Source organism: Kluyvera huaxiensis, from assembly GCF_040149365.1.
Lineage (GTDB): Bacteria > Pseudomonadota > Gammaproteobacteria > Enterobacterales > Enterobacteriaceae > Kluyvera > Kluyvera intermedia_A.
Genome location: NZ_JBEFLV010000009.1, coordinates 13,142 through 35,529, shown reverse-complemented (window position 1 = coordinate 35,529; position 22,388 = coordinate 13,142). Strand labels below are relative to the sequence as shown.

Annotated in this window: 18 protein-coding genes and 1 pseudogene; 13 read left to right on the top strand and 6 right to left on the bottom strand. The window is 50.5% G+C overall.

All coding sequences use genetic code 11. The annotated features are described in order from the left end of the window. Window positions 1–19: 19 nt before the first annotated feature. The 4 genes and pseudogenes from ABOC97_RS11165 to silR form a co-directional block, all read right to left on the bottom strand. Window positions 20–1,140: pseudogene (locus ABOC97_RS11165) on the bottom strand (IS3-like element ISSen4 family transposase). A gap of 537 nt (window positions 1,141–1,677) precedes the next feature. Continuing rightward, window positions 1,678–2,109, bottom strand: coding sequence for a silver-binding protein SilE (silE, locus tag ABOC97_RS11160; protein WP_000790483.1), 432 nt, complete (start codon window positions 2,107–2,109; stop codon window positions 1,678–1,680). A 250-nt stretch (window positions 2,110–2,359) separates the two neighbouring features. Then, window positions 2,360–3,835, bottom strand: a complete 1,476-nt coding sequence (gene silS / locus ABOC97_RS11155; RefSeq protein WP_032433718.1) for a copper/silver sensor histidine kinase SilS — start codon at window positions 3,833–3,835, stop codon at window positions 2,360–2,362. Further along, the gene (gene silR / locus ABOC97_RS11150) at window positions 3,828–4,508 is read right to left on the bottom strand and encodes a copper/silver response regulator transcription factor SilR (protein ID WP_038633715.1); all 681 of its coding nucleotides are present in this window, start codon (window positions 4,506–4,508) and stop codon (window positions 3,828–3,830) included. Before silR ends, silS begins: the two co-directional genes overlap by 8 nt. 189 nt (window positions 4,509–4,697) lie before the next feature. On the opposite strand from silR, the gene silC reads away from it, so the two are divergent. The 7 genes from silC (at window position 4,698) to ABOC97_RS11115 (ending at window position 14,367) form a co-directional block, all read left to right on the top strand. Beyond that, window positions 4,698–6,083 (top strand): Cu(+)/Ag(+) efflux RND transporter outer membrane channel SilC, encoded by a 1,386-nt coding sequence (gene silC, locus ABOC97_RS11145; protein ID WP_038633711.1) that lies wholly within the window; start codon window positions 4,698–4,700, stop codon window positions 6,081–6,083. A gap of 28 nt (window positions 6,084–6,111) precedes the next feature. Continuing rightward, window positions 6,112–6,465: a cation efflux system protein CusF gene (gene cusF / locus ABOC97_RS11140; RefSeq protein WP_008786772.1), complete on the top strand. Its 354-nt coding sequence runs from the start codon at window positions 6,112–6,114 to the stop codon at window positions 6,463–6,465. Window positions 6,466–6,578: 113 nt separating this feature from the next. Then, window positions 6,579–7,871 carry a Cu(+)/Ag(+) efflux RND transporter periplasmic adaptor subunit SilB gene (gene silB / locus ABOC97_RS11135; protein ID WP_000157620.1) on the top strand — a complete coding sequence of 431 codons (1,293 nt, stop codon included), beginning with the start codon at window positions 6,579–6,581 and terminating at the stop codon, window positions 7,869–7,871. 10 nt (window positions 7,872–7,881) lie between these two features. Further along, complete coding sequence (gene silA / locus ABOC97_RS11130) at window positions 7,882–11,028, top strand: Cu(+)/Ag(+) efflux RND transporter permease subunit SilA (RefSeq protein ID WP_032620969.1); 3,147 nt, start codon at window positions 7,882–7,884, stop codon at window positions 11,026–11,028. Between the two features lie 86 nt (window positions 11,029–11,114). Further along, window positions 11,115–11,555 (top strand): DUF411 domain-containing protein, encoded by a 441-nt coding sequence (locus tag ABOC97_RS11125; RefSeq protein ID WP_000758228.1) that lies wholly within the window; start codon window positions 11,115–11,117, stop codon window positions 11,553–11,555. Window positions 11,556–11,681: 126 nt separating this feature from the next. Further along, the gene (gene silP, locus ABOC97_RS11120; protein ID WP_057064177.1) at window positions 11,682–14,129 is read left to right on the top strand and encodes an Ag(+)-translocating P-type ATPase SilP; all 2,448 of its coding nucleotides are present in this window, start codon (window positions 11,682–11,684) and stop codon (window positions 14,127–14,129) included. Window positions 14,130–14,169: 40 nt separating this feature from the next. Then, window positions 14,170–14,367 (top strand): DUF2933 domain-containing protein, encoded by a 198-nt coding sequence (locus tag ABOC97_RS11115; protein ID WP_000843494.1) that lies wholly within the window; start codon window positions 14,170–14,172, stop codon window positions 14,365–14,367. A 33-nt stretch (window positions 14,368–14,400) separates the two neighbouring features. On the opposite strand, the gene ABOC97_RS11110 is transcribed toward ABOC97_RS11115, so the two are convergent. Together ABOC97_RS11110 and ABOC97_RS11105 are read right to left on the bottom strand one after the other, a co-directional pair. Next, entirely contained in the window at window positions 14,401–15,138 is a 738-nt protein-coding gene (locus tag ABOC97_RS11110; RefSeq protein WP_000287501.1) for a peptidoglycan DD-metalloendopeptidase family protein, read from the bottom strand. Between the two features lie 288 nt (window positions 15,139–15,426). After that, window positions 15,427–15,876, bottom strand: a complete 450-nt coding sequence (locus ABOC97_RS11105; RefSeq protein ID WP_001023257.1) for a copper resistance protein — start codon at window positions 15,874–15,876, stop codon at window positions 15,427–15,429. Window positions 15,877–16,110: 234 nt separating this feature from the next. Here ABOC97_RS11105 and pcoA point away from each other — a divergent pair, with 234 nt between their 5' ends. The 6 genes from pcoA to pcoS are packed head-to-tail and all read left to right on the top strand — an operon-like array spanning window position 16,111 to window position 22,310. Beyond that, window positions 16,111–17,928 carry a multicopper oxidase PcoA gene (pcoA, locus tag ABOC97_RS11100; protein ID WP_049002685.1) on the top strand — a complete coding sequence of 606 codons (1,818 nt, stop codon included), beginning with the start codon at window positions 16,111–16,113 and terminating at the stop codon, window positions 17,926–17,928. A gap of 5 nt (window positions 17,929–17,933) precedes the next feature. Beyond that, window positions 17,934–18,824 carry a copper resistance outer membrane transporter PcoB gene (gene pcoB, locus ABOC97_RS11095; RefSeq protein ID WP_171861965.1) on the top strand — a complete coding sequence of 297 codons (891 nt, stop codon included), beginning with the start codon at window positions 17,934–17,936 and terminating at the stop codon, window positions 18,822–18,824. Window positions 18,825–18,863: 39 nt separating this feature from the next. Further along, window positions 18,864–19,244: a copper resistance system metallochaperone PcoC gene (gene pcoC / locus ABOC97_RS11090; RefSeq protein WP_000025662.1), complete on the top strand. Its 381-nt coding sequence runs from the start codon at window positions 18,864–18,866 to the stop codon at window positions 19,242–19,244. Between the two features lie 55 nt (window positions 19,245–19,299). Next, on the top strand, window positions 19,300–20,178 hold the full coding sequence (pcoD, locus tag ABOC97_RS11085) for a copper resistance inner membrane protein PcoD (protein ID WP_229692861.1): 879 nt from the start codon (window positions 19,300–19,302) through the stop codon (window positions 20,176–20,178). 54 nt (window positions 20,179–20,232) lie between these two features. After that, window positions 20,233–20,913 (top strand): copper response regulator transcription factor PcoR, encoded by a 681-nt coding sequence (gene pcoR, locus ABOC97_RS11080; protein ID WP_001188930.1) that lies wholly within the window; start codon window positions 20,233–20,235, stop codon window positions 20,911–20,913. Continuing rightward, the gene (gene pcoS / locus ABOC97_RS11075; RefSeq protein ID WP_234506736.1) at window positions 20,910–22,310 is read left to right on the top strand and encodes a copper resistance membrane spanning protein PcoS; all 1,401 of its coding nucleotides are present in this window, start codon (window positions 20,910–20,912) and stop codon (window positions 22,308–22,310) included. Before pcoR ends, pcoS begins: the two co-directional genes overlap by 4 nt. Window positions 22,311–22,388: the final 78 nt, after the last annotated feature.

Sequence of the window (22,388 nt, the reverse complement as noted above, 5' to 3'; positions counted from 1 at the left end):
CCACGATTAGATACAACACTCAGTTAGTAACGTCGGAATCTTCATTCTCAGAATGACCCTTTCTCCAGCCCGCTGCAAATTCAGACGGTGTCTGATAATTCAGCGTGGAGTGCGGGCGGCATTCGTTATAATCCTGCCGCCAGTCATTAATAATTTTCCTGGCATGAACGATATCGCTGAACCAGTGCTCATTCAAACATTCATCGCGAAATCGTCCGTTAAAGCTCTCAATAAATCCGTTCTGCGTTGGCTTGCCCGGCTGGATTAAGCGCAACTCAACACCATGCTCAAAGGCCCATTGATCCAGTGCACGGCAAGTGAACTCCGGCCCCTGGTCAGTTCTTATCGTCGCCGGATAGCCTCGAAACAGTGCAATGCTGTCCAGAATACGCGTGACCTGAACGCCTGAAATCCCACAGGCAACAGTGACCGTCAGGCATTCCTTTGTGAAATCATCGACGCAGGTAAGACACTTGATCCTGCGACCGGTGGAAAGTGCGTCCATGACGAAATCCATCGACTAGGTCAGATTGGGCGCCGCCGGACGGAGCAGCGGCAGACGTTCTGTTGCCAGCCCTTTACGACGTCTTCTGCGTTTTACGCCCAGGCCACTGAGGTGATAAAGCCGGTACACGCGCTTATGATTAACATGAAGCCCTTCACGGCGCAGCAACTGCCAAATACGACGGTAGCCAAAACGCCTGCGCTCCAGTGCCAGCTCAGTGATGCGCCCTGATAAATGCGCATCAGCAGCCGGACGGTGAGCCTCATAGCGGCAGGTCGACAGGGATAAACCTGTAAGCCTGCAGGCACGACGTTGCGACAGACCGGTCGCATCACACATCAACATCACGGCTTCCCGCTTCTGGTCTGTCGTCAGTACTTTCGCCCAAGAGCCACCTGAAGCGCCTCTTTATCCAGCATGGCTTCGGCAAGCAGCTTCTTGAGTCTGGTGTTCTCTTCCTCAAGCGACTTCAGGCGCTTAACTTCAGGCACCTCCATACCGCCATACTTCTTACGCCAGGTGTAAAACGTGGCATCGGAAATGGCATGCTTGCGGCAGAGTTCACGGGCGGGTACCCCAGCTTCGGCTTCGCGGAGAATACTGATGATCTGTTCGTCGGAAAAACGCTTCTTCATGGGGATGTCCTCATGTGGCTTATGAAGACATTACTAACATCGGGGTGTACTAATCAACGGGGAGCAGGTCAATCACAGAAGGAAAGCAGACAGAGCTGCGCGGCAAAGCAACAAAGGGAGGATATACTGTATGGAAAATGAAATCTGGGCATCCTACCCCAATTTATGTGGCGGATTTAGACAAAGCTGTTAGGGAATGTCTAAAATAGCGAAGCCATAGCATAGAATTTTTAATGGCATTATGATCAGGACATAAAGGACTTCATGCAGGGAAAAAATATCCCAAAAGAAACTGGTCATGTCAGCACACCAAAGGATCCTCGCCGGATCCTTTGGTTTTTCTCAGCCACAATCGCTTAACGTGAGTTTTCGTTCCACTGAGCGTCAGACCCCTATAATAATTCCTTTCAGACAGGTACCGGTTAAGTGTAGCTGAGTCAGACAAAAAAGCCCCCTGACGGGGGGCAAAAATGTAGCAACGTTGTTTCAGGAAAATCTATCAGGGAAAAGGTAACAGCACGGATACTACCGTCGCATTCAGCCTGCATTGATCATGCGGCGGTGCGCTTCGGCCATGGCCTGATGTGGGCCGGATTGCCCGTTATTCATGAATTCATGGGCAACCGCTGCTCTTTCATGCTCATTCATCGCCGCGTAAGACGTTGACGGGACGGTCGTGGATACCGTGTTATTTCCCATCATCTTCTGATGACTTTCCACCATTTTCTGGTGCGCATCCGCCGAGCCGTTCGTCATGGTTTCATGAGCAATAATGGCCTGTTCATGCTGGTCCATACCGGTCATACGAGGAGCAGTCCCCTGGATCCCGACAGGAGCCGCAGCAGACTGCATCTGGTGAGCAGGAGCCTGTGCATTGTTGACGCGATCATGGATATTCACGGTTTCAGTGGCCCAGGCCGATGAAATTAAACCAAAGCCCAGCAAAGATGCTAATACGATATTTTTCATGATAACTCTCCATTTCTGAATTAGTGATGTCCGGGGAAGTACAACCGGTGTTTTCAGTTCCATAACTGAAACAAGTTCGGCAGCGTTTATTTCTCCGGAAGAGGGCTGGATATTCATTTCCTGGCGTACTCTGACGCCGGGTATTGATGAAGCAATCCAGCCTTCCTGATAAGTTGCACTAATTATATCGAATGGCTTCTGTTTGCTGCATGACAGGCTAATGACATCTTTGTCATTTACATCTTTATTTTCAGCATTGGGTTTCCGGGATCATTTTCTCCAGTCTGGGCACGGATAAGATAAAACGCGTGGAGCGTACGTCTGATTCCACCTGCACTCTTCCGTGATGTGCTTCCACGATTGACTTCACAATCGCAAGGCCGATGCCGCTGCCTTCTCCTTTTCGTTGTCTGGATGGATCCACCCGATAAAAACGGTCAAACAGCCTTGATAAATGTTCTTCAGGGATCGGTTTCCCTGGATTTTCAATCACAAGGTCAAAAAAGCTCTCCTGCTTTCTTATTGAGACGGTGATGGCCTGTCCCTCCGGGGTATAACGCAGGGCATTGGATAACAGATTATTGATCGCTCTTCTGAACATTTGTGGATCTCCCTCAACCAGGCAGGGCATCCCGTTAAATTTGAGCGTGATATTGCGTTCTTCGGCCCAGGCTTCGAAAAACTCGAAGACTTTCATGACTTCTGCTCTGAGGTCAAAACGGACCCTGTCAGGTATAAGCTGGTTATTGTCCGCCTGTGCCAGAAACAGCATGTCGCTGACCATTTTGGTCATCCGGTTATACTCTTCAAGACTGGAGTAGAGGACATCCTCAAGTTCCTTCTGGGTTCGATCCTGACTCAGTGCGATTTCAGTCTGCGTCACCAGATTGGTGATGGGCGTTCTGATCTCATGCGCGATATCGGCAGAGAAATTGGCCTGGCGGGTAAAGACGTCCTCAATCTTTCCAATCATATGATTGAACGAGATAACCAGTTGCTCCAGCTCAATGGGAACGCGTGTCGGTTCCAGCCGCGCATCAAGATTCTCGGAGGTGATGTTTTTAATGGCATTGCTGACATTACGAAGGGGCAGGTGCCCCTGACGGACAGCGATGCGAATGATCAGAACAATCAGCAGGCTTATCACGACGGCGATCGCAATCAGATTTTTTTTCAGCGCATCGAGGTAATGGAGATGGAAATTAATGGAGAGGCCAGTCAGCATGACATAATTCTGCTGTTTGCCCTGAAATATCGCCTGGCCAGAGGAGGCGATAATCCGGTATGTTTCCATCTTCATTTCAGACCCGGTATCCATCGGTCTCGCAGGATCCTCCACCGTCCAGAGAAAGACATCCCGTGCGCGGCTGTGCTCGCTAAAATCTGCGGAATTCACGGCCGGGTGTAGTGCCGCCCCCTGCGCTGAACTAAAGAGCACTTCCCCCCTGGGATTGAGGAGCAAAAGGGCAACGTTGCGGTAGCTGGCAATCGACTCCTTTATTTTGCTTACTTTTTTTTCATCCGGATCCACCGGGGACTGCAGTATACGGTTCAGGGTAGTGCTGATTTGTTGAAGATCGCTGACATCCTGCTCGGCAAAATGATTTTCAACAGAATGCAGCATAAACCAGGTGAAGGCGATAAAAGCCAGTATCGTGGACAGGCTGATAAAAAAGGTCAGCCGCAGGGCGAGTGAGAAAGGGCGCCTGGAAGGTTTGCTATGCATCCGGGGCCTCCAGCATATAGCCCACGCCCCGGACAGTCTGGATCAGCTTTGTCCCGTAATCGTTGTCTATTTTAGCGCGGAGTCGCTTTACGGCGACATCAATCGCGTTAGTGTCGCTGTCAAAATTCATGTCCCAGACCTGAGAGGCAATCAGGGAACGGGGAAGAACCTCGCCCTGATGGCGAATGAAAAATTCCAGCAGGCTGAACTCTTTACTGGTGAGCACAATGCGGTTTCCGGCGCGACTGACTTTTCTGGATACGAGATCCATCGAGAGATCAGCCACCCTAAACTGGCTTTCCGTGATCATCGCGTTTCCCCGCCTCAGAAGGGTTCTCACCCGGGCCAGCAGTTCGGCAAACGCAAAGGGTTTAACCAGATAATCGTCCGCACCCAGTTCCAGTCCTTTGACCCTGTGTTCGATCGTGCCGAGGGCCGTCAGTAGTAAGACCGGCATACCCTTTCCGGCAGTGCGCAGCATGCGGATGATATCCCAGCCGTTCACATCAGGCAGCATGATGTCCAGAATGACTAAATCATACTCGGCTGTCATGGCGAGATGATATCCGGTAAGACCATTATCAGCGTGATCCACTACGAACCCTGCCTCTGTAAGCCCTTTGCTGAGATATTCACCTGTTTTAATTTCGTCTTCGACGATCAATATTTTCATCTTGCTCCCCGTCTGGCTGCTAATGTCATTCTATTGCGCACACGATCGTAATCAACGAATTACCGTAAAAATGACAACATTGTCATTATTCTGTCACCCGACAAACAGAGTGCATTCTGTAAAGTAACCCTGGTAATACTCTGAACTTCATTTGAACCATTTACCAGGTCTGCCTGGACGAGAAGCAATATGTTCAAATTAAAACTACTCAGCATCAGCACAATCTTCATTCTGGCTGGTTGTGTCTCTCTGGCGCCTGAATATCAGCGTCCGGCAGCACCGGTACCCCAGCAGTTTTCACTGTCCCGTAACAGCCTGACGCCAGCGGTGAATGGCTATCAGGATACGGGCTGGCGTAACTTTTTTGTCGATCCCCAGGTCACCCGGCTGATTACTGAAGCCCTGACTAATAACCGTGATTTGAGAATGGCTGCACTGAAGGTTGAAGAGGCCCGGGCCCAGTTCAACGTCACGGATGCAGATCGTTATCCCCAGCTGAATGCCTCATCCGGGATCACATACAGCGGTGGTCTGAAAGGTGACAAGCCGACCACACAGGAGTACGACGCAGGTCTGGAGTTCAGTTATGAGCTCGATTTTTTCGGCAAACTTAAGAACATGAGTGATGCTGATCGCCAGAACTACTTTGCCAGCGAAGAAGCCCGTCGGGCCGTACACATCCTGCTGGTATCCAACGTTTCACAAAGCTATTTCAGCCAGCAACTGGCGTACGAACAACTTCGTATTGCGCGGGAAACGCTGAAAAATTATCAACAGTCCTATGCTTTCGTTGAGCAGCAGCTCGTGACCGGGAGTACGAACGTTCTGGCACTTGAACAGGCGCGAGGACAAATCGAAAGTACCCGCGCCGAAATAGCCAAACGAGAAGGCGATCTGGCTCAGGCAAACAATGCCCTGCAACTGGTGCTGGGAACGTACCGCGCACTTCCGTCAGAAAAAGGGATGAAAGGCGGGGAGATAGCCCCAGTAAAATTGCCACCAAATCTGTCTTCACAAATTTTGCTGCAGCGACCGGATATTATGGAAGCGGAATATCAGCTGAAAGCGGCTGATGCCAATATTGGCGCAGCGCGAGCGGCCTTTTTCCCCTCAATTACCCTGACCAGTGGTCTTTCCGCAAGCAGTACGGAGCTGTCCAGCCTGTTTACGTCAGGAAGTGGAATGTGGAATTTTATCCCTAAAATTGAAATTCCTATATTTAATGCTGGCAGGAATAAAGCCAATCTGAAGCTGGCTGAAATTCGCCAGCAACAGTCGGTGGTTAATTACGAACAAAAAATTCAGTCAGCCTTTAAGGATGTTTCCGACACGCTTGCGCTGCGCGACAGCCTTAGCCAGCAACTTGAGTCACAGCAGCGTTATCTTGATTCACTTCAGATAACTCTCCAGCGTGCCAGAGGATTATATTCCAGTGGTGCTGTCAGTTACATTGAAGTGCTGGATGCAGAGCGTTCTCTCTTCGCTACGCAGCAAACCATTCTCGATCTTACCTATTCCCGGCAGGTTAACGAAATTAATCTGTTTACCGCACTGGGTGGCGGTTGGGTAGAGTAAATTTATTTCATTAATCAGGAAATTTAAAATGCGTAATTCACTTAAAGCCGTTTTATTTGGTGCCTTCTCTGTCATGTTTTCTGCCGGTCTTCATGCTGAAACACATCAGCATGGCGATATGAATACTGCCAGTGATGCTTCGGTACAGCAGGTTATCAAGGGCACCGGTGTCGTTAAAGAAATTGATATAAATAGTAAAAAGATCACCATTTCGCACGAAGCAATCCCTGCGGTGGGCTGGCCTGCAATGACCATGCGCTTCACTTTTGTTAATGCAGACGACGCTATCAATGCCCTGAAAACCGGCAACCATGTCGATTTCTCGTTTATTCAGCAGGGTAATATTTCTTTACTTAAAAGCATTAACGTGACGCAGTCCTGATTGGCTGTCCGGAGCGATTACATCCTGTGCGCCTGTACATTCACATAGGTATATGTGTGAGTTAACCGTCAGGTGCATATGCCAGGTGTTTTGATTTTTTAGCGGAAAATTGTATGGCTTCTTTAAAGATAAAATATGCTGCAATAATTATCAGCAGCCTCATAGCAGGGGGGCTGATATCGGTTACTGCCTGGCAGTATGTAAACTCAGCACAAAAGACAGAAAAAACAGAACAAAAGGCACCGGAACGAAAGGTGCTTTTCTGGTATGACCCAATGAAACCGGATACCAAATTTGATAAACCCGGAAAATCGCCCTTTATGGATATGGACCTGGTGCCAAAATATGCTGATGACAGTGGCGATAAAAGCAGTGGCGGGATCCGTATCGACCCAACCCAGGTTCAGAATCTGGGATTAAAAACGCAAAAAGTCACGCGAGGAATGCTGAATTATTCTCAGACAATCCCGGCTAATGTCAGCTATAACGAGTATCAGTTTGTTATTGTGCAGGCGCGTTCTGACGGGTTTGTCGAAAAAGTCTACCCCATGACGATTGGCGATCATGTGAAGAAGGGGACGCCACTTATCGATATTACCATTCCGGACTGGGTGGAAGCACAGAGTGAATTCCTTCTGTTATCCAGCACCGGTGGTACTTCCACGCAAATTAAAGGCGTTCTGGAACGGCTTCGCCTGGCAGGTATGCCGGAAGAGGATATTCAGAGACTGCGTTCTACCCGGAGCATTCAGACCCGTTTTACCATTAAAGCACCTATTGATGGTGTCATTACTGCATTTGACCTGCGCACCGGCATGAATATTTCGAAAGATAAGGTGGTGGCTCAGATTCAGGGAATGGACCCGGTCTGGATCAGCGCTGCAGTGCCAGAATCTATCGCCTATCTGCTGAAAGATACGTCGCAGTTTGAAATTTCGGTACCGGCTTATCCGGATAAAACATTCCATGTCGAAAAATGGAATATTCTTCCCAGCGTGGATCAGACAACCCGTACGCTTCAGGTCCGTCTCCAGGTTTCTAATAAGGATGAGTTTCTCAAGCCGGGCATGAATGCCTATCTGAAACTGAATACCAGAAGCCAGGAGATGCTGCTGATACCAAGCCAGGCCGTTATCGATACCGGCAAAGAACAGCGCGTGATTACTGTTGATGATGAAGGCAAGTTTGTGCCGAAACAGATCCACGTTCTGCATGAGTCACAGCAACAGTCCGGCATCGGCTCCGGCCTGAATGAAGGCGATACCGTGGTGGTCAGTGGCCTGTTCCTCATTGACTCTGAAGCCAATATTACGGGCGCACTGGAACGTATGCGCCACCCTGAAAAAACAGAAAGCAGTATGCCAGCAATGTCTGACCAGCCTGTAAATATGCATTCAGGGCACTGAGGAGACGACGATGATTGAATGGATTATCCGGCGCTCTGTCGCCAACCGTTTCCTGGTCATGATGGGGGCCCTGTTTCTCAGCATCTGGGGCACATGGACGATTATTAACACGCCTGTCGATGCCTTGCCTGACCTGTCAGATGTGCAGGTCATTATCAAAACCAGCTATCCCGGCCAGGCCCCGCAGATTGTAGAAAACCAGGTCACCTATCCACTTACCACCACCATGCTGTCCGTGCCTGGCGCAAAAACCGTGCGTGGTTTTTCACAGTTCGGTGATTCGTATGTGTATGTCATTTTTGAAGACGGCACCGATCTGTACTGGGCCCGTTCCCGCGTGCTGGAGTACCTGAACCAGGTACAGGGAAAACTGCCCGCCGGTGTGAGTTCTGAAATCGGTCCGGACGCCACGGGGGTGGGCTGGATATTTGAATATGCCCTTGTCGATCGCAGCGGAAAACACGACCTTTCAGAACTGCGTTCTCTGCAGGACTGGTTCCTGAAATTTGAGCTGAAAACCATCCCGAACGTGGCTGAGGTCGCTTCGGTTGGCGGCGTGGTGAAACAGTACCAGATTCAGGTCAATCCGGTAAAACTGTCTCAGTATGGTATCAGCCTGCCCGAAGTGAAACAGGCCCTTGAATCGTCTAACCAGGAGGCCGGTGGCTCATCCGTTGAAATGGCCGAAGCTGAGTATATGGTCCGTGCCAGCGGTTATCTTCAGAGCATTGATGATTTTAATAACATCGTCCTGAAAACAGGCGAGAACGGCGTGCCGGTTTATCTGCGGGATGTTGCCCGCGTGCAGACCGGGCCTGAAATGCGGCGTGGTATTGCCGAGCTGAACGGCCAGGGCGAAGTCGCTGGCGGCGTGGTGATCCTGCGGTCGGGTAAAAATGCACGCGACGTTATCACGGCAGTGAGGGATAAACTTGAGACGCTGAAGGCCAGCCTGCCGGAAGGCGTTGAAATCGTGACCACCTACGATCGCAGCCAGCTCATCGACCGGGCGATTGATAACCTCAGTTCCAAACTTCTGGAAGAGTTTATCGTGGTGGCCATCGTCTGTGCCCTGTTCCTGTGGCACGTACGTTCTGCCCTGGTGGCGATTATCTCTCTGCCGCTTGGTCTGTGTATCGCCTTTATCGTCATGCACTTCCAGGGACTGAACGCCAATATCATGTCGCTGGGAGGGATAGCGATTGCCGTCGGTGCGATGGTGGATGCCGCCATTGTGATGATTGAGAATGCGCATAAGCGGCTTGAGGAGTGGGATCATCAGCATCCTGGTGAGCAGATTGACAACGCCACCCGCTGGAAGGTGATTACCGATGCCTCCGTTGAAGTGGGACCCGCACTGTTTATCAGCCTGCTGATCATCACCCTGTCCTTTATTCCTATCTTTACCCTGGAAGGTCAGGAAGGACGTCTGTTTGGCCCGCTGGCATTCACGAAAACGTACTCCATGGCGGGCGCGGCCGCGCTGGCCATCATCGTCATTCCGATTCTGATGGGATTCTGGATCCGGGGGAAAATTCCTGCAGAGACCAGTAACCCCCTGAACCGGGTACTGATCAAAGCGTATCATCCATTGCTGTTGCGGGTTCTCCACTGGCCAAAAACAACCCTGCTGGTTGCGGCCTTGTCCATTTTCACCGTTATCTGGCCGCTGAGCCAGGTGGGCGGTGAGTTTCTGCCGAAGATTAACGAGGGCGACCTGTTGTATATGCCGTCGACCCTGCCGGGTGTCTCTCCGGCTGAAGCTGCAGCGCTCCTGCAGACGACGGACAAGTTAATCAAAAGCGTTCCTGAAGTGGCCTCTGTATTTGGCAAGACCGGTAAAGCAGAGACCGCCACGGATTCCGCACCGCTCGAAATGGTTGAAACCACGATCCAGCTCAAACCTGAGGATCAGTGGCGTCCAGGCATGACGATTGACAAGATTATTGAAGAACTCGACAGGACCGTCCGTTTACCGGGGCTGGCAAACCTCTGGGTGCCGCCAATCCGTAACCGTATTGATATGCTCTCAACCGGGATCAAAAGCCCGATAGGTATCAAGGTGTCCGGAACGGTTCTGTCCGATATCGATGCAACGGCGCAGAGTATCGAAGCGGTCGCCAAAACCGTACCCGGCGTAGTGTCTGCTCTCGCAGAGCGACTGGAAGGCGGGCGCTACATTGATGTGGATATCAACCGGGAAAAAGCCTCCCGCTACGGAATGACGGTGGGCGATGTGCAGCTGTTCATCTCATCAGCCATCGGTGGGGCTATGGTGGGTGAGACGGTTGAAGGCGTGGCCCGGTACCCGATTAATATCCGCTATCCGCAGGATTACCGGAACAGCCCGCAGGCCCTGAAACAGATGCCGATCCTGACCCCGATGAAGCAGCAGATCACGCTGGGCGATGTTGCGGATATTAAGGTCGTTTCCGGGCCGACTATGCTGAAAACGGAAAATGCCCGTCCAGCCAGCTGGATTTACATTGACGCGCGCGGCAGGGATATGGTGTCGGTGGTTAATGACATTAAAACGGCGATCAGTCAGAAAGTGAAACTGAGACCGGGTACCAGCGTGTCATTCTCCGGACAGTTTGAACTGCTTGAGCATGCCAACAAGAAACTGAAGCTGATGGTGCCGATGACGGTGATGATCATCTTCATCCTGTTGTATCTGGCATTCCGCCGGGTTGATGAAGCCCTGCTGATCCTGATGAGCCTGCCGTTCGCCCTGGTTGGCGGGATATGGTTCCTGTACTGGCAGGGCTTCCATATGTCTGTCGCAACCGGAACGGGGTTTATCGCTCTGGCCGGGGTGGCAGCAGAGTTTGGCGTGGTCATGCTGATGTATCTGCGTCATGCCATTGAAGCGCACCCGGAATTGTCCCGTAAAGAGACGTTCACACCGGAAGGCCTTGATGAAGCCCTCTATCATGGTGCCGTACTGCGTGTCCGGCCGAAAGCCATGACCGTGGCGGTGATCATTGCGGGTCTGCTGCCAATACTCTGGGGAACCGGTGCAGGTTCAGAAGTCATGAGCCGTATCGCGGCACCCATGATTGGTGGGATGATCACGGCTCCGCTGCTGTCCCTGTTCATTATTCCTGCCGCCTACAAATTAATCTGGCTGCGCAGACATAAAAAAAGCGTGTCCTGAACCTGAAAGGGCACCCCCTGTGGGTGTCCTTCTTTACTGATTCACCCTGACGTCAGGGTTTAAATCGATAATATACAGAGGTGAGTATGAAAAAAGTGGTTCTGATGGCGCTGGCTCTCGGCCTTTCACTGCCCGCGATGGCGAGTGAAAAAGTGATTGATATGTACAAATCTGAAAACTGTGGCTGTTGTTCCCTGTGGGGCAAGGCGATGGAAAAAGACGGGTTTGAAGTACGAACTCACGTCATGAATGATCAGGCGCTGTCAGCCCTGAAAGAAAAGCATGCTATTCCTGCAGGACTGCGAAGTTGTCATACCGCGGTTGCCGGTAATTTGATCATTGAAGGCCATGTGCCTGCGACAACGATACATAAGGCAATGCAGTCTGGTTCAGGTATATACGGTCTCGCCACCCCCGGTATGCCAGCAGGAAGTCCTGGAATGGAGATGGGAGCCCGAAAAGAGGCTTACGATGTTATCGCATTCTCACCGGATGGAAGTAAAAAAGTCTTCCAGCGAATCGAATAGTCAGCGGAACGGCTGATAACGGGACGCCGGCAGCAGGCACTCTTATGCCGGCGGCATTCGTGGTAATCGCATCCATGACATACCCTGAAGACAGAAGATGCTTCGGTATGCATAAGGAGAGTTACTGTGAAAAATGACAATGCAGTGCAACACAACAACCAGACTGCTTCTGAGCAGACATTATCCCCGGACGAGGGCCACGTATTGCATAAGGTGAGAGATCCCGTGTGCGGGATGGACATCCTGCCCGACAGGGCGCACAGCAGCATTCGATACCAGGACCATCAACTTTATTTCTGCTCCGCCAGCTGTGAGAGTAAATTTAAAGCCCATCCCGATCGTTATCTTACCGAAGATGCCAGTGAACATTCCCATCACCATCACCACGATCATCACGAAGTCAGCCCTGATCAGATAAAACAGCCTCACCACCAGGCGGAGAAAGAGAATTCTGAAGGTGTGTGGACATGTCCGATGCACCCGGAGATACGCCGCAGTGGTCCCGGAAGCTGTCCTGTCTGTGGAATGGCACTGGAGCCGCTCGTAGCTACGGCATCCACGGGGCCAAGTGATGAACTTCGCGACATGACAAGACGCTTCTGGCTGGGGTTGTTGCTGGCGTTTCCGGTTCTGGTACTCGAAATGGGATCTCATCTGTTTCCCGCCTTGAGGAATACAGTACCGCCACAGCACAACACATGGCTGCAGCTGCTTCTGGCCTCTCCTGTCGTGTTGTGGTGTGGCTGGCCATTCTTCGCCCGGGCCGGAATGTCGTTACGTAACCGCTCCCTGAATATGTTTACCCTTGTTGCAATGGGCACCGGCGTAGCCTGGGTGTACAGCGTCATTGCAACCGTCTTCCCCTCCTGGTTTCCTGCATCGTTCAGAAACATGGATGGCCTGGTGGCCGTTTATTTTGAAGCCGCAGCAGTTATTACGGTGCTTGTTCTGCTGGGACAGGTTCTTGAGCTGCGGGCACGGGAACAAACCTCAGGTGCCATTACTGCACTACTGAATCTTGCCCCCAAAACCGCCAGGCGGCTGGATCATGACGGTCATGAAACGGATATTAATGCGGAAGATGTTCTGCCTGGCGATAAGCTCCGCATCAGACCAGGAGAGAGTATTCCGGTCGACGGTATTGTGATCGAAGGCAAAACAACCGTTGATGAATCGATGGTGACCGGGGAATCTATGCCGGTTACCAAAACGGAGGGTGACCCTGTCATCGGGGGGACCATTAATCAGACAGGGAGTCTCATCATCCGTGCAGAGAAAGTCGGTGATGAAACAATGCTCTCACGAATTGTTCAGATGGTCGCTGATGCACAGCGTTCGCGTGCCCCCATCCAGAGAATGGCTGACAGCGTTTCAGGCTGGTTTGTTCCTCTGGTGATACTTATCGCGGTTGTTGCTTTCGTGATCTGGTCTGTCTGGGGGCCCGAGCCCAGGATGGCGCACGGTCTCATTGCGGCTGTGTCGGTCCTGATTATTGCCTGTCCCTGCGCGCTGGGGCTGGCCACGCCGATGTCGATAATGGTGGGGGTGGGCAAAGGAGCCCAGGCCGGGGTGTTAATCAGGAATGCCGAAGCCCTTGAGCGTCTTGAAAAAGTGGACACGCTGGTTGTCGACAAAACAGGCACGCTCACGGAAGGTTCGCCTACGGTGACAGGGATTATCAGTCTCAATCCGGGTGGGGAAACATCTCTTTTGCGTGTAACAGCCGCAGTGGAAAAAGGCTCGCAGCATCCGCTGGGTATGGCAGTAGTTAAAGCAGCACAGGAAAAGGGGATCGCAATACCCGCAGTCACTCATTTCGATGCACCGTCGGGTAAAGGTGTCTCAGGCGATGTCGAAGGTCAACGGGTTGTTATTGGTAATGAACTGGCTATGCAGGAAAACAGTATCGTTATTGATAATCAAAAGGCCGTTGCGGATACGTTGCGGATGGAAGGCGCTACCGTTATCTATGTGGCCACAGACGGGGACCTTGCAGGCCTGATAGCTATCTCGGATCCCGTGAAAACAACCACGCCGGATGCGCTTAAAGCTTTGCGTCAGGCGGGGATCCGCATTGTTATGCTCACCGGGGATAACCAGCTTACTGCTGAAGCAGTCGCACGGAAACTGGGAATAGATGAGGTTGAAGCCGGAATTCTGCCGGATGGCAAAAAAGCAGTGATAACCCGACTGAAAGAGTCTGGCCATGTGGTTGCGATGGCCGGAGACGGTGTGAATGATGCCCCGGCGCTGGCAGCGGCTGACGTGGGTATAGCCATGGGAACGGGTACAGATGTGGCAATTGAAAGTGCCGGAGTCACCCTTCTCAAAGGCGACTTGATGATACTGAACAGGGCCCGTCATCTGTCAGAGATCACCATGAAAAATATCCGTCAGAATCTGTTTTTTGCATTTATCTACAACGCACTTGGCGTGCCTGTGGCTGCAGGTCTGCTTTATCCTGTGTATGGAATACTGCTGTCGCCAGTTATTGCGGCGGCGGCCATGGCTCTTTCCTCCGTCAGCGTCATTGTGAATGCGTTGCGTCTGAAAAGTGTCAGGCTCGGGAAATAACACTGAGTGAAGGGTCAGTTACGAACAGAAGGAGTCCAGTATGAAAAGTACCACCTATGCGCTTATTGCTGTCGCCGCGATCGCGGCATTTGCCCTCCTGCGCGAACACTGGTCACATGTGGCAGGTTACTGGCCATATCTGTTATTGCTGGTCTGCCCGCTAATGCATCTTTTCCACGGCCACGGAGGGCATGGAGATCATCAACATCACGGAAGTGAAAACGATAAAAAAAATTAATCCGGCAGACGGGGCCGCGTCGCGGTCCCGTTATCAGTCCAGGTATCGTTCGTAGTCTCTGGCATGCGCAAAGGCATGCTGTTCGAGTTTGTTATCAGCGGGTGCCGCTGCCCGGAACGCCAGAGAGTTAACAGGGTTGTTATTGATGACCAGCTCGTAATGCAGATGAGGACCGGATGAACGTCCGCTGTTACCGGATAACGCAATAGCACCTCCCCGTGTAACCCTGGCCCCTTTAGTAACGAGTATTTTATTGAGGTGGAGATAGCGAGTTTTAACACCGGCTTTTCCCGTTACTTCAACAAAATATCCCATGGTACTGTTGTATTCGGCCCGGGTGATTTTTCCGTCGATGACGCTGACTATTTTCGTGTTCATGGGCATGGAATAATCAATGCCATTATGGGGACTCACTTTTCCCGATACCGGGTTAAGTCTTGCAGGATTGAAAGGCGAACTGAGTCTTGCTGTGGCCGGTAACGGATAATCGAGACTGCCTTTCCCGGAAGTATCGGAAAGGTTATAGAACTTTTTATCTGATATACGATACGCCGTGTAATTAAATGAACCGGACGTAAATTTATAGGCCACGACACGTGATTTTCCCGCTTTCTTTTGCAGTACGAGTTTTAATGATTCATTTTTTTTCAAATGCCGCAGATTAAACCGGGAAGGCAAGGAGCGCTGAAGAGTAGCGATCTCGTTCGATTCCAGCCCCGAGCGGGTGGCTGAAAGGTAGGCATTTTCTTTTACGACATCGGTAGAATACATTTACTGGAATTCGCCGTTAGCATGAACACTGCGGCGTATGCTAGGGGTTTTCAGGAGGCGTGTCATCTGTCAGTTAATCGGGAGCACCGTTGATGGTCGTCATTTTTGTAACATATCTTGTTTCCCGTTTGCTCCTGAAGCTCTGGGAACTGTATGACCAGCCCGACGGTGATGATTAACGGGACTGAAACAGGTTACGGCAGAGCAATATGGGGCTCATGTCCTGCTACGTAACCCGTCAGTAAAGCCCTGCTGCGCACCTGACGCTAAGCACTAACCCGCCTGCAGTTACCTGGTCGAATACAGCCCGCGAAGCTTTCTTGCCTGCGTCTGATGTGCTTCCGCACCGGCATTATTGACCTGCTCATGCACGAGAGCGGCTTTTTCTCCGGCATTCAGTTCGTTAAAAGAAGAAGACGAGGTCTTTGAATTTGCATCACTGCCGGACAGCATTTTTTTATGTTCCTCAATCATTTTCTGATGCGCATAGGACGCGCTGTTGTTCATAAATGAATGAGCAACAATGGCCCTTTCATGTTCATTCATTTCAGAGAATGAGGGCGTGTTGTTTTTATTAACCCTGTCCGGTAAGTTTTCATGCGTCGAGGAATTCACATGACTGACGGCTGAGGCATTATTAACAAATCGATGTGCTTCATGGGCAATATCACTGGACTGAGCAAAAGCTGCCCCACAAAATAAAGCTGTAAACGCAGTGGTCGTGATTAATATATTCATGTGTAATTACCTTCTGAGGTACATAAAAGATGTCCTTATGATCATATATAAAAATAATCAACCTGTGGGGAAGATGACGTAAATGTAATACAGCTATGTACATTACACGATTGTAATGAATTTGTTTCTTAAGGTGTGCTAGATTCATTTCATTGTAAGTGGATGAACCAGTAATTTAATTTAAATCGGTTCTCGAATTCTGTCAGTAACCATACTTTAAATAAGGGAATGCGCATGCTGTTGAAAACGTCTCGACGAACTTTCCTGAAGGGGTTAACCCTCTCTGGCGTAGCCGGAAGTCTTGGCGTATGGAGTTTCAATGCGCGTTCCAGTCTGAGCCTGCCAGTTGCCGCATCCCTGCAGGGTACTCAGTTTGACCTGACCATTGGTGAAACGGCCGTCAATATCACGGGCAGTGAGCGTCAGGCCAAAACAATCAATGGAGGCCTGCCGGGGCCCGTTCTTCGCTGGAAAGAAGGTGACACCATTACCCTGAAGGTCAAAAACCGTCTTAATGAACAGACGTCCATTCACTGGCACGGCATTATTCTTCCGGCCAATATGGATGGTGTTCCGGGGCTGAGTTTTATGGGCATAGAGCCTGATGATACCTACGTTTACACCTTTAAGGTTAAGCAGAACGGGACTTACTGGTACCACAGCCATTCCGGTCTGCAGGAACAGGAGGGGGTATACGGTGCCATTATCATCGATGCCAGGGAGCCAGAACCGTTTGCTTACGATCGTGAGCATGTGGTCATGTTGTCTGACTGGACCGATGAAAATCCTCACAGCCTGCTGAAAAAATTAAAAAAACAGTCGGATTACTACAATTTCAATAAACCAACCGTTGGCTCTTTTTTCCGCGACGTGAATACCAGGGGGCTGTCAGCCACCATTGCCGATCGGAAAATGTGGGCTGAAATGAAAATGAATCCGACTGACCTCGCGGATGTCAGTGGCTACACCTACACCTATCTCATGAACGGGCAGGCCCCGCTGAAAAACTGGACCGGACTGTTCCGTCCCGGTGAAAAGATACGCTTACGGTTTATCAACGGCTCGGCAATGACCTATTTCGATATCCGTATCCCCGGGCTGAAAATGACGGTCGTGGCTGCAGATGGCCAGTATGTAAACCCGGTTACCGTTGACGAATTCAGGATTGCCGTTGCCGAAACCTATGATGTCATTGTGGAGCCTCAGGGTGAGGCCTATACCATCTTCGCACAATCCATGGACAGGACCGGTTACGCTCGAGGGACACTGGCCACGAGAGAGGGGTTAAGTGCTGCCGTTCCCCCCCTCGATCCCCGTTCTCTGTTGACCATGGAAGATATGGGTATGGGGGGAATGGGACATGATATGGCAGGAATGGACCACAGCCAGATGGGAGGCATGGATAACAGCGGAGAGATGATGTCTATGGACGGTGCTGACCTTCCGGATAGCGGGACATCCTCCGCGCCCATGGATCACAGCAGCATGGCCGGTATGGATCATTCCCGGATGGCCGGAATGCCGGGTATGCAAAGTCATCCTGCGTCAGAAACGGATAACCCACTGGTTGATATGCAGGCGATGAGCGTCTCTCCGAAATTAAATGATCCGGGTATTGGTCTTCGAAATAACGGAAGAAAGGTTCTCACGTACGCGGATTTGAAAAGCCGCTTTGAGGATCCTGACGGACGTGAACCTGGCCGTACCATAGAACTGCATTTAACCGGCCACATGGAAAAGTTTGCCTGGTCATTTAACGGAATCAAGTTTTCAGATGCCGCACCGGTGCTGCTGAAATACGGTGAGCGGCTCAGGATCACGCTGATCAACGATACCATGATGACTCACCCCATTCACCTGCATGGTATGTGGAGCGATCTGGAAGATGAAAACGGTAATTTCATGGTTCGTAAACACACAATAGATGTTCCCCCTGGTACAAAACGCAGTTACAGAGTGACAGCAGATGCGCTTGGCCGCTGGGCGTATCACTGCCATTTGCTCTATCACATGGAAATGGGAATGTTTCGTGAAGTCCGGGTGGAGGAATGATGCGAATGAAGAGAAATTTGAAGGCCATACCTGTTCTGGTCGCCGGTTTCTTTACCTCACAGCTTTCTATTGCGGCGGGCTCCGTCTCTGCAGATCCCCACGCCGGGCACGACATGTCTGCCATGCAGATGCCAGCAGATGAGAATTTCACTGAGATGACGTCAATGGAGCCCATTGTAACTGAGAGCAGAACGCCAATTCCGCCTGTTACCGATGCCGACCGGAAGGCTGCATTCGGCAATTTACAGGGGCATGCGATTCACGACAGTGCGATTAATTATCTGGTTCTGCTGGATCAACTGGAATGGCAACGGTCGGATAACACCAACAATTTCAGCTGGAGTGTTAACAGCTGGATTGGAGGCGACACAGATCGGATTTGGCTAAAGAGTGAAGGTGAACGAAGCAATGGGGAAACGGAGGCGGCTGAAGCGCAGTTACTCTGGGGACATGCGGTTGGCCCATGGTGGGATTTGGTTGCGGGTGTCAGGCAGGATTTCAGACCTGCTTCTGCCCGGACCTGGGCTGCTGTCGGTTTTCAGGGGCTGGCACTCTATAATTTTGAGTCTGAAATTACGGGTTTTGTCAGTAATGGCGGAAAAGCAGCCCTTCGTCTGGGAGGAGAATACGACGTTTTACTGACTAACCGGCTCATACTCCAGCCATCCTATGAGGTGAATTTCTACAGTCAGGATGATGAATCGCGGGGTCGCGGCAGGGGACTGACTGACACAGAGCTGGGGCTCCGGCTGCGCTATGAAATACGCCGTGAGTTTGCACCCTATATAGGCGTTTCCTGGAATCAACTTTACGGGAAAACATCCGATATGGCGAAAAGAGAAGGTGAGAAAGACCATCAGGTAGTATTCCTGGCGGGAGCCAGAATCTGGTTTTAACGCACTGATATAAAACACTCAACTAAACAGGTAAATAAAATGTCGATTTTAAATAAAGCCATTCTTACAGGTGGCCTCGTTATGGGCGTTGCTTTCTCTGCTATGGCCCATCCGGAATTAAAAAGCTCTGTGCCACAGGCAGATTCAGCCGTAGCGGCCCCGGAAAAGATTCAGCTTAATTTCTCGGAAAATCTGACCGTGAAATTCTCAGGTGCAAAATTAACGATGACGGGTATGAAAGGCATGTCATCACATTCTCCGATGCCGGTCGCGGCAAAAGTGGCGCCAGGCGCTGACCCTAAATCGATGGTCATTATTCCGCGAGAGCCTTTACCCGCTGGCACTTATCGTGTTGACTGGCGCGCGGTTTCTTCAGATACGCACCCTATTACCGGTAATTACACCTTTACAGTGAAGTAATATTATGAACGACCTGATTATGATTGTTATTCGTTTTCTTCTTTATCTGGATTTGATGGTAATATTTGGATTGCCATTTTTTCAGATATATGGAATAAGCGGTGTCAGACATGAAACCTATAACCTGACTAATTTCAGGTCGTTTATAACCTTTGCTGTTGTTACAGGCATCATTCTTACTGGCATTAATATGCTCCTGGTATCTAATGCCATGAGTGGAGTAACTGACCTCAGAGAATTATCCATCCATGTTATCGAGATGGTGATAGAAGAAACTGATGTGGGTATTAGCTGGATTGTCAGGCTCTGTGCCCTGTTTACCACACTCGGTGCTTTGTTCCTTTACACTAATAAGAGAGTATTGTCCTGCCTGCTGATGACGATGAGTGGGGGCGTGGCGCTGGCTACACTTGCCTGGGGAGGACACGCCGTTATGCATGACGGTCTGCATTACTATCTCCATTTACTGAGCGATCTGACCCATCTCGGCGCTGCAGGTGCCTGGACAGGTGCTCTGGTTGCATTTGCTATCCTGCTGATGCGCAGAAACGAGCATAATGCACAGAGCGTCATTGTGATATCTGACTCCCTGGCAAAATTTGCCACGGCAGGAACGGTGATTGTTGTAGCCCTGATCCTGAGTGCGCTGGTCAACTATCTGTATATTGCTGAGGGTAACTTAACTCCCTTATTCAACAGTTCCTGGGGGAGGATATTGCTTGCCAAGACGGCTCTGTTTGTTCTGATGCTTCTTCTGGCTGCAGCAAACCGGTTTCACCTGGGTCCCCGGCTTGAAGTTATGGTCAGGGAAGGGAATTATGATCGCAGCGTTGCCCTGATGCGAAACAGCATCCTGACAGAATTCGTTGTTGCGATTATCATTCTGGGCGCCGTAGCGTGGCTCGGAATGCTTGCTCCGTCTCAGGTCAGCTAGGGGACAGCCAAAGCTCATGCGTGAGATTTTTACTTTCATATCAGCGAGTTGACCATGCAGCGTATTTTAATCGTTGAAGACGAACAAAAAACAGGTCGTTACCTGCAGCAGGGACTGGTTGAGGAAGGCTATCAGGCCGATCTCTTTAATAATGGCCGCGATGGTCTCGGGGCCGCGTCGAAGGGACAGTATGATTTGATAATACTGGACGTGATGCTGCCTTTCCTCGACGGGTGGCAAATCATCAGCGCACTGAGGGAGTCCGGGCACGAAGAACCGGTCCTGTTTTTAACCGCAAAGGACAACGTGCGGGACAAAGTGAAAGGACTGGAGCTTGGCGCAGATGACTACCTGATTAAGCCCTTTGATTTTACGGAGCTGGTTGCACGTGTAAGAACCCTGCTGCGCCGGGCACGCTCGCAGGCCGCAACAGTCTGCACCATCGCCGATATGACCGTTGATATGGTGCGCCGGACCGTGATCCGTTCGGGGAAGAAGATCCATCTCACCGGTAAAGAATACGTTCTGCTTGAGTTGCTGCTGCAACGCACCGGAGAAGTGTTACCCAGGAGTCTTATCTCGTCCCTGGTCTGGAACATGAATTTTGACAGTGATACGAATGTGATTGATGTCGCCGTGAGACGTCTGAGAAGTAAAATTGATGATGACTTTGAGCCAAAACTGATCCATACCGTTCGCGGTGCCGGATATGTCCTGGAGATCAGAGAAGAGTGAGGTTCAAAATTTCCCTGACCACACGCCTGAGCCTGATTTTTTCTGCGGTGATGCTTACGGTATGGTGGTTATTAAGTTTTATCCTGATTAGCACCCTTAATGGCTATTTCGATAATCAGGACCGCGATTTTCTGACAGGTAAACTTCAGCTCACCGAAGAGTTTCTTAAAACAGAGACGTTCCGGAACAAAACGGATATTAAGTCATTATCAGAAAAAATAAATGATGCGATGGTAGGGCACAATGGTTTATTCATTTCTATAAAAAACATGGAAAATGAAAAAATTGTTGAACTCTATGCCAAAAATTCTGTTGTTCCAGCGGTCCTGCTTAATAAGTCGGGTGATATTCTCGACTATATGATCCAGACGGAAGAAAATAACACCGTGTACCGCAGTATCTCGCGGCGGGTTGCCGTGACGCCGGAACAGGGTAAAAGCAAACATGTCATCATTACGGTTGCCACGGATACTGGGTATCACACCCTGTTTATGGACAAACTCAGTACCTGGCTGTTCTGGTTCAATATCGGTCTGGTCTTTATTTCTGTTTTTCTGGGCTGGCTGACCACACGTATTGGTCTGAAACCGTTACGGGAAATGACCAGTCTGGCTTCCTCCATGACTGTACACAGCCTGGATCAGCGTCTAAATCCCGATCTGGCTCCGCCGGAAATCTCTGAGACCATGCAGGAGTTCAATAATATGTTTGATCGCCTGGAGGGGGCATTCCGGAAACTGTCAGATTTCTCGTCTGACATCGCGCATGAGCTGCGCACACCAGTCAGTAATCTGATGATGCAGACGCAGTTTGCACTGGCTAAGGAAAGGGATGTTTCGCATTACCGCGAAATTTTATTCGCTAACCTGGAAGAACTGAAAAGGTTGTCACGAATGACCAGTGACATGCTTTTTCTGGCACGTTCAGAGCATGGTCTGCTGCGGCTGGATAAACATGATGTGGATCTGGCAGCCGAACTGAATGAATTACGTGAGTTGTTCGAGCCCCTGGCAGACGAAACAGGAAAGACAATCACGGTTGAAGGAGAGGGCGTTGTTACCGGAGACAGCGATATGCTCCGACGTGCTTTCAGTAACCTGCTTTCCAATGCAATCAAGTATTCTCCCGATAACACCTGTACAGCGATACACCTTGAGCGTGACAGTGACTGTGTGAACGTGATGATTACGAATACGATGTCCGGCCAGGTTCCCGCTAATCTGGAACGTTTGTTTGACCGGTTCTATCGCGCAGACTCATCAAGGTTCTACAACACGGAAGGCGCGGGGCTGGGATTATCAATTACAAGGTCGATCATTCATGCTCACGGCGGCGAGCTGTCAGCAGAACAGCAGGGGCGGGAAATTGTGTTCAGTGTGCGTCTGTTAATGGATTAATACCGTTATTCAGGAGAAACCCGGAAGGTGACAAAAATGTCATCGTTCAGTCACGCGATAAACAGAGTCGGTTTTTTA

What these genes read in the sequence shown, in the direction of transcription:
- ABOC97_RS11105 (WP_001023257.1), bottom strand. Translation starts at nt 15,876, where the DNA reads ATGAATATATTAATCACGACCACTGCGTTTACAGCTTTATTTTGTGGG.
- silA (WP_032620969.1), top strand. Translation starts at nt 7,882, where the DNA reads ATGATTGAATGGATTATCCGGCGCTCTGTCGCCAACCGTTTCCTGGTC.
- silR (WP_038633715.1), bottom strand. Translation starts at nt 4,508, where the DNA reads ATGAAAATATTGATCGTCGAAGACGAAATTAAAACAGGTGAATATCTC.
- pcoR (WP_001188930.1), top strand. Translation starts at nt 20,233, where the DNA reads ATGCAGCGTATTTTAATCGTTGAAGACGAACAAAAAACAGGTCGTTAC.
- ABOC97_RS11125 (WP_000758228.1), top strand. Translation starts at nt 11,115, where the DNA reads ATGAAAAAAGTGGTTCTGATGGCGCTGGCTCTCGGCCTTTCACTGCCC.
- silB (WP_000157620.1), top strand. Translation starts at nt 6,579, where the DNA reads ATGGCTTCTTTAAAGATAAAATATGCTGCAATAATTATCAGCAGCCTC.
- pcoB (WP_171861965.1), top strand. Translation starts at nt 17,934, where the DNA reads ATGAAGAGAAATTTGAAGGCCATACCTGTTCTGGTCGCCGGTTTCTTT.
- pcoA (WP_049002685.1), top strand. Translation starts at nt 16,111, where the DNA reads ATGCTGTTGAAAACGTCTCGACGAACTTTCCTGAAGGGGTTAACCCTC.
- silS (WP_032433718.1), bottom strand. Translation starts at nt 3,835, where the DNA reads ATGCATAGCAAACCTTCCAGGCGCCCTTTCTCACTCGCCCTGCGGCTG.
- silC (WP_038633711.1), top strand. Translation starts at nt 4,698, where the DNA reads ATGTTCAAATTAAAACTACTCAGCATCAGCACAATCTTCATTCTGGCT.
- ABOC97_RS11115 (WP_000843494.1), top strand. Translation starts at nt 14,170, where the DNA reads ATGAAAAGTACCACCTATGCGCTTATTGCTGTCGCCGCGATCGCGGCA.
- pcoC (WP_000025662.1), top strand. Translation starts at nt 18,864, where the DNA reads ATGTCGATTTTAAATAAAGCCATTCTTACAGGTGGCCTCGTTATGGGC.
- silE (WP_000790483.1), bottom strand. Translation starts at nt 2,109, where the DNA reads ATGAAAAATATCGTATTAGCATCTTTGCTGGGCTTTGGTTTAATTTCA.
- ABOC97_RS11110 (WP_000287501.1), bottom strand. Translation starts at nt 15,138, where the DNA reads ATGTATTCTACCGATGTCGTAAAAGAAAATGCCTACCTTTCAGCCACC.
- cusF (WP_008786772.1), top strand. Translation starts at nt 6,112, where the DNA reads ATGCGTAATTCACTTAAAGCCGTTTTATTTGGTGCCTTCTCTGTCATG.
- pcoD (WP_229692861.1), top strand. Translation starts at nt 19,300, where the DNA reads ATGGTAATATTTGGATTGCCATTTTTTCAGATATATGGAATAAGCGGT.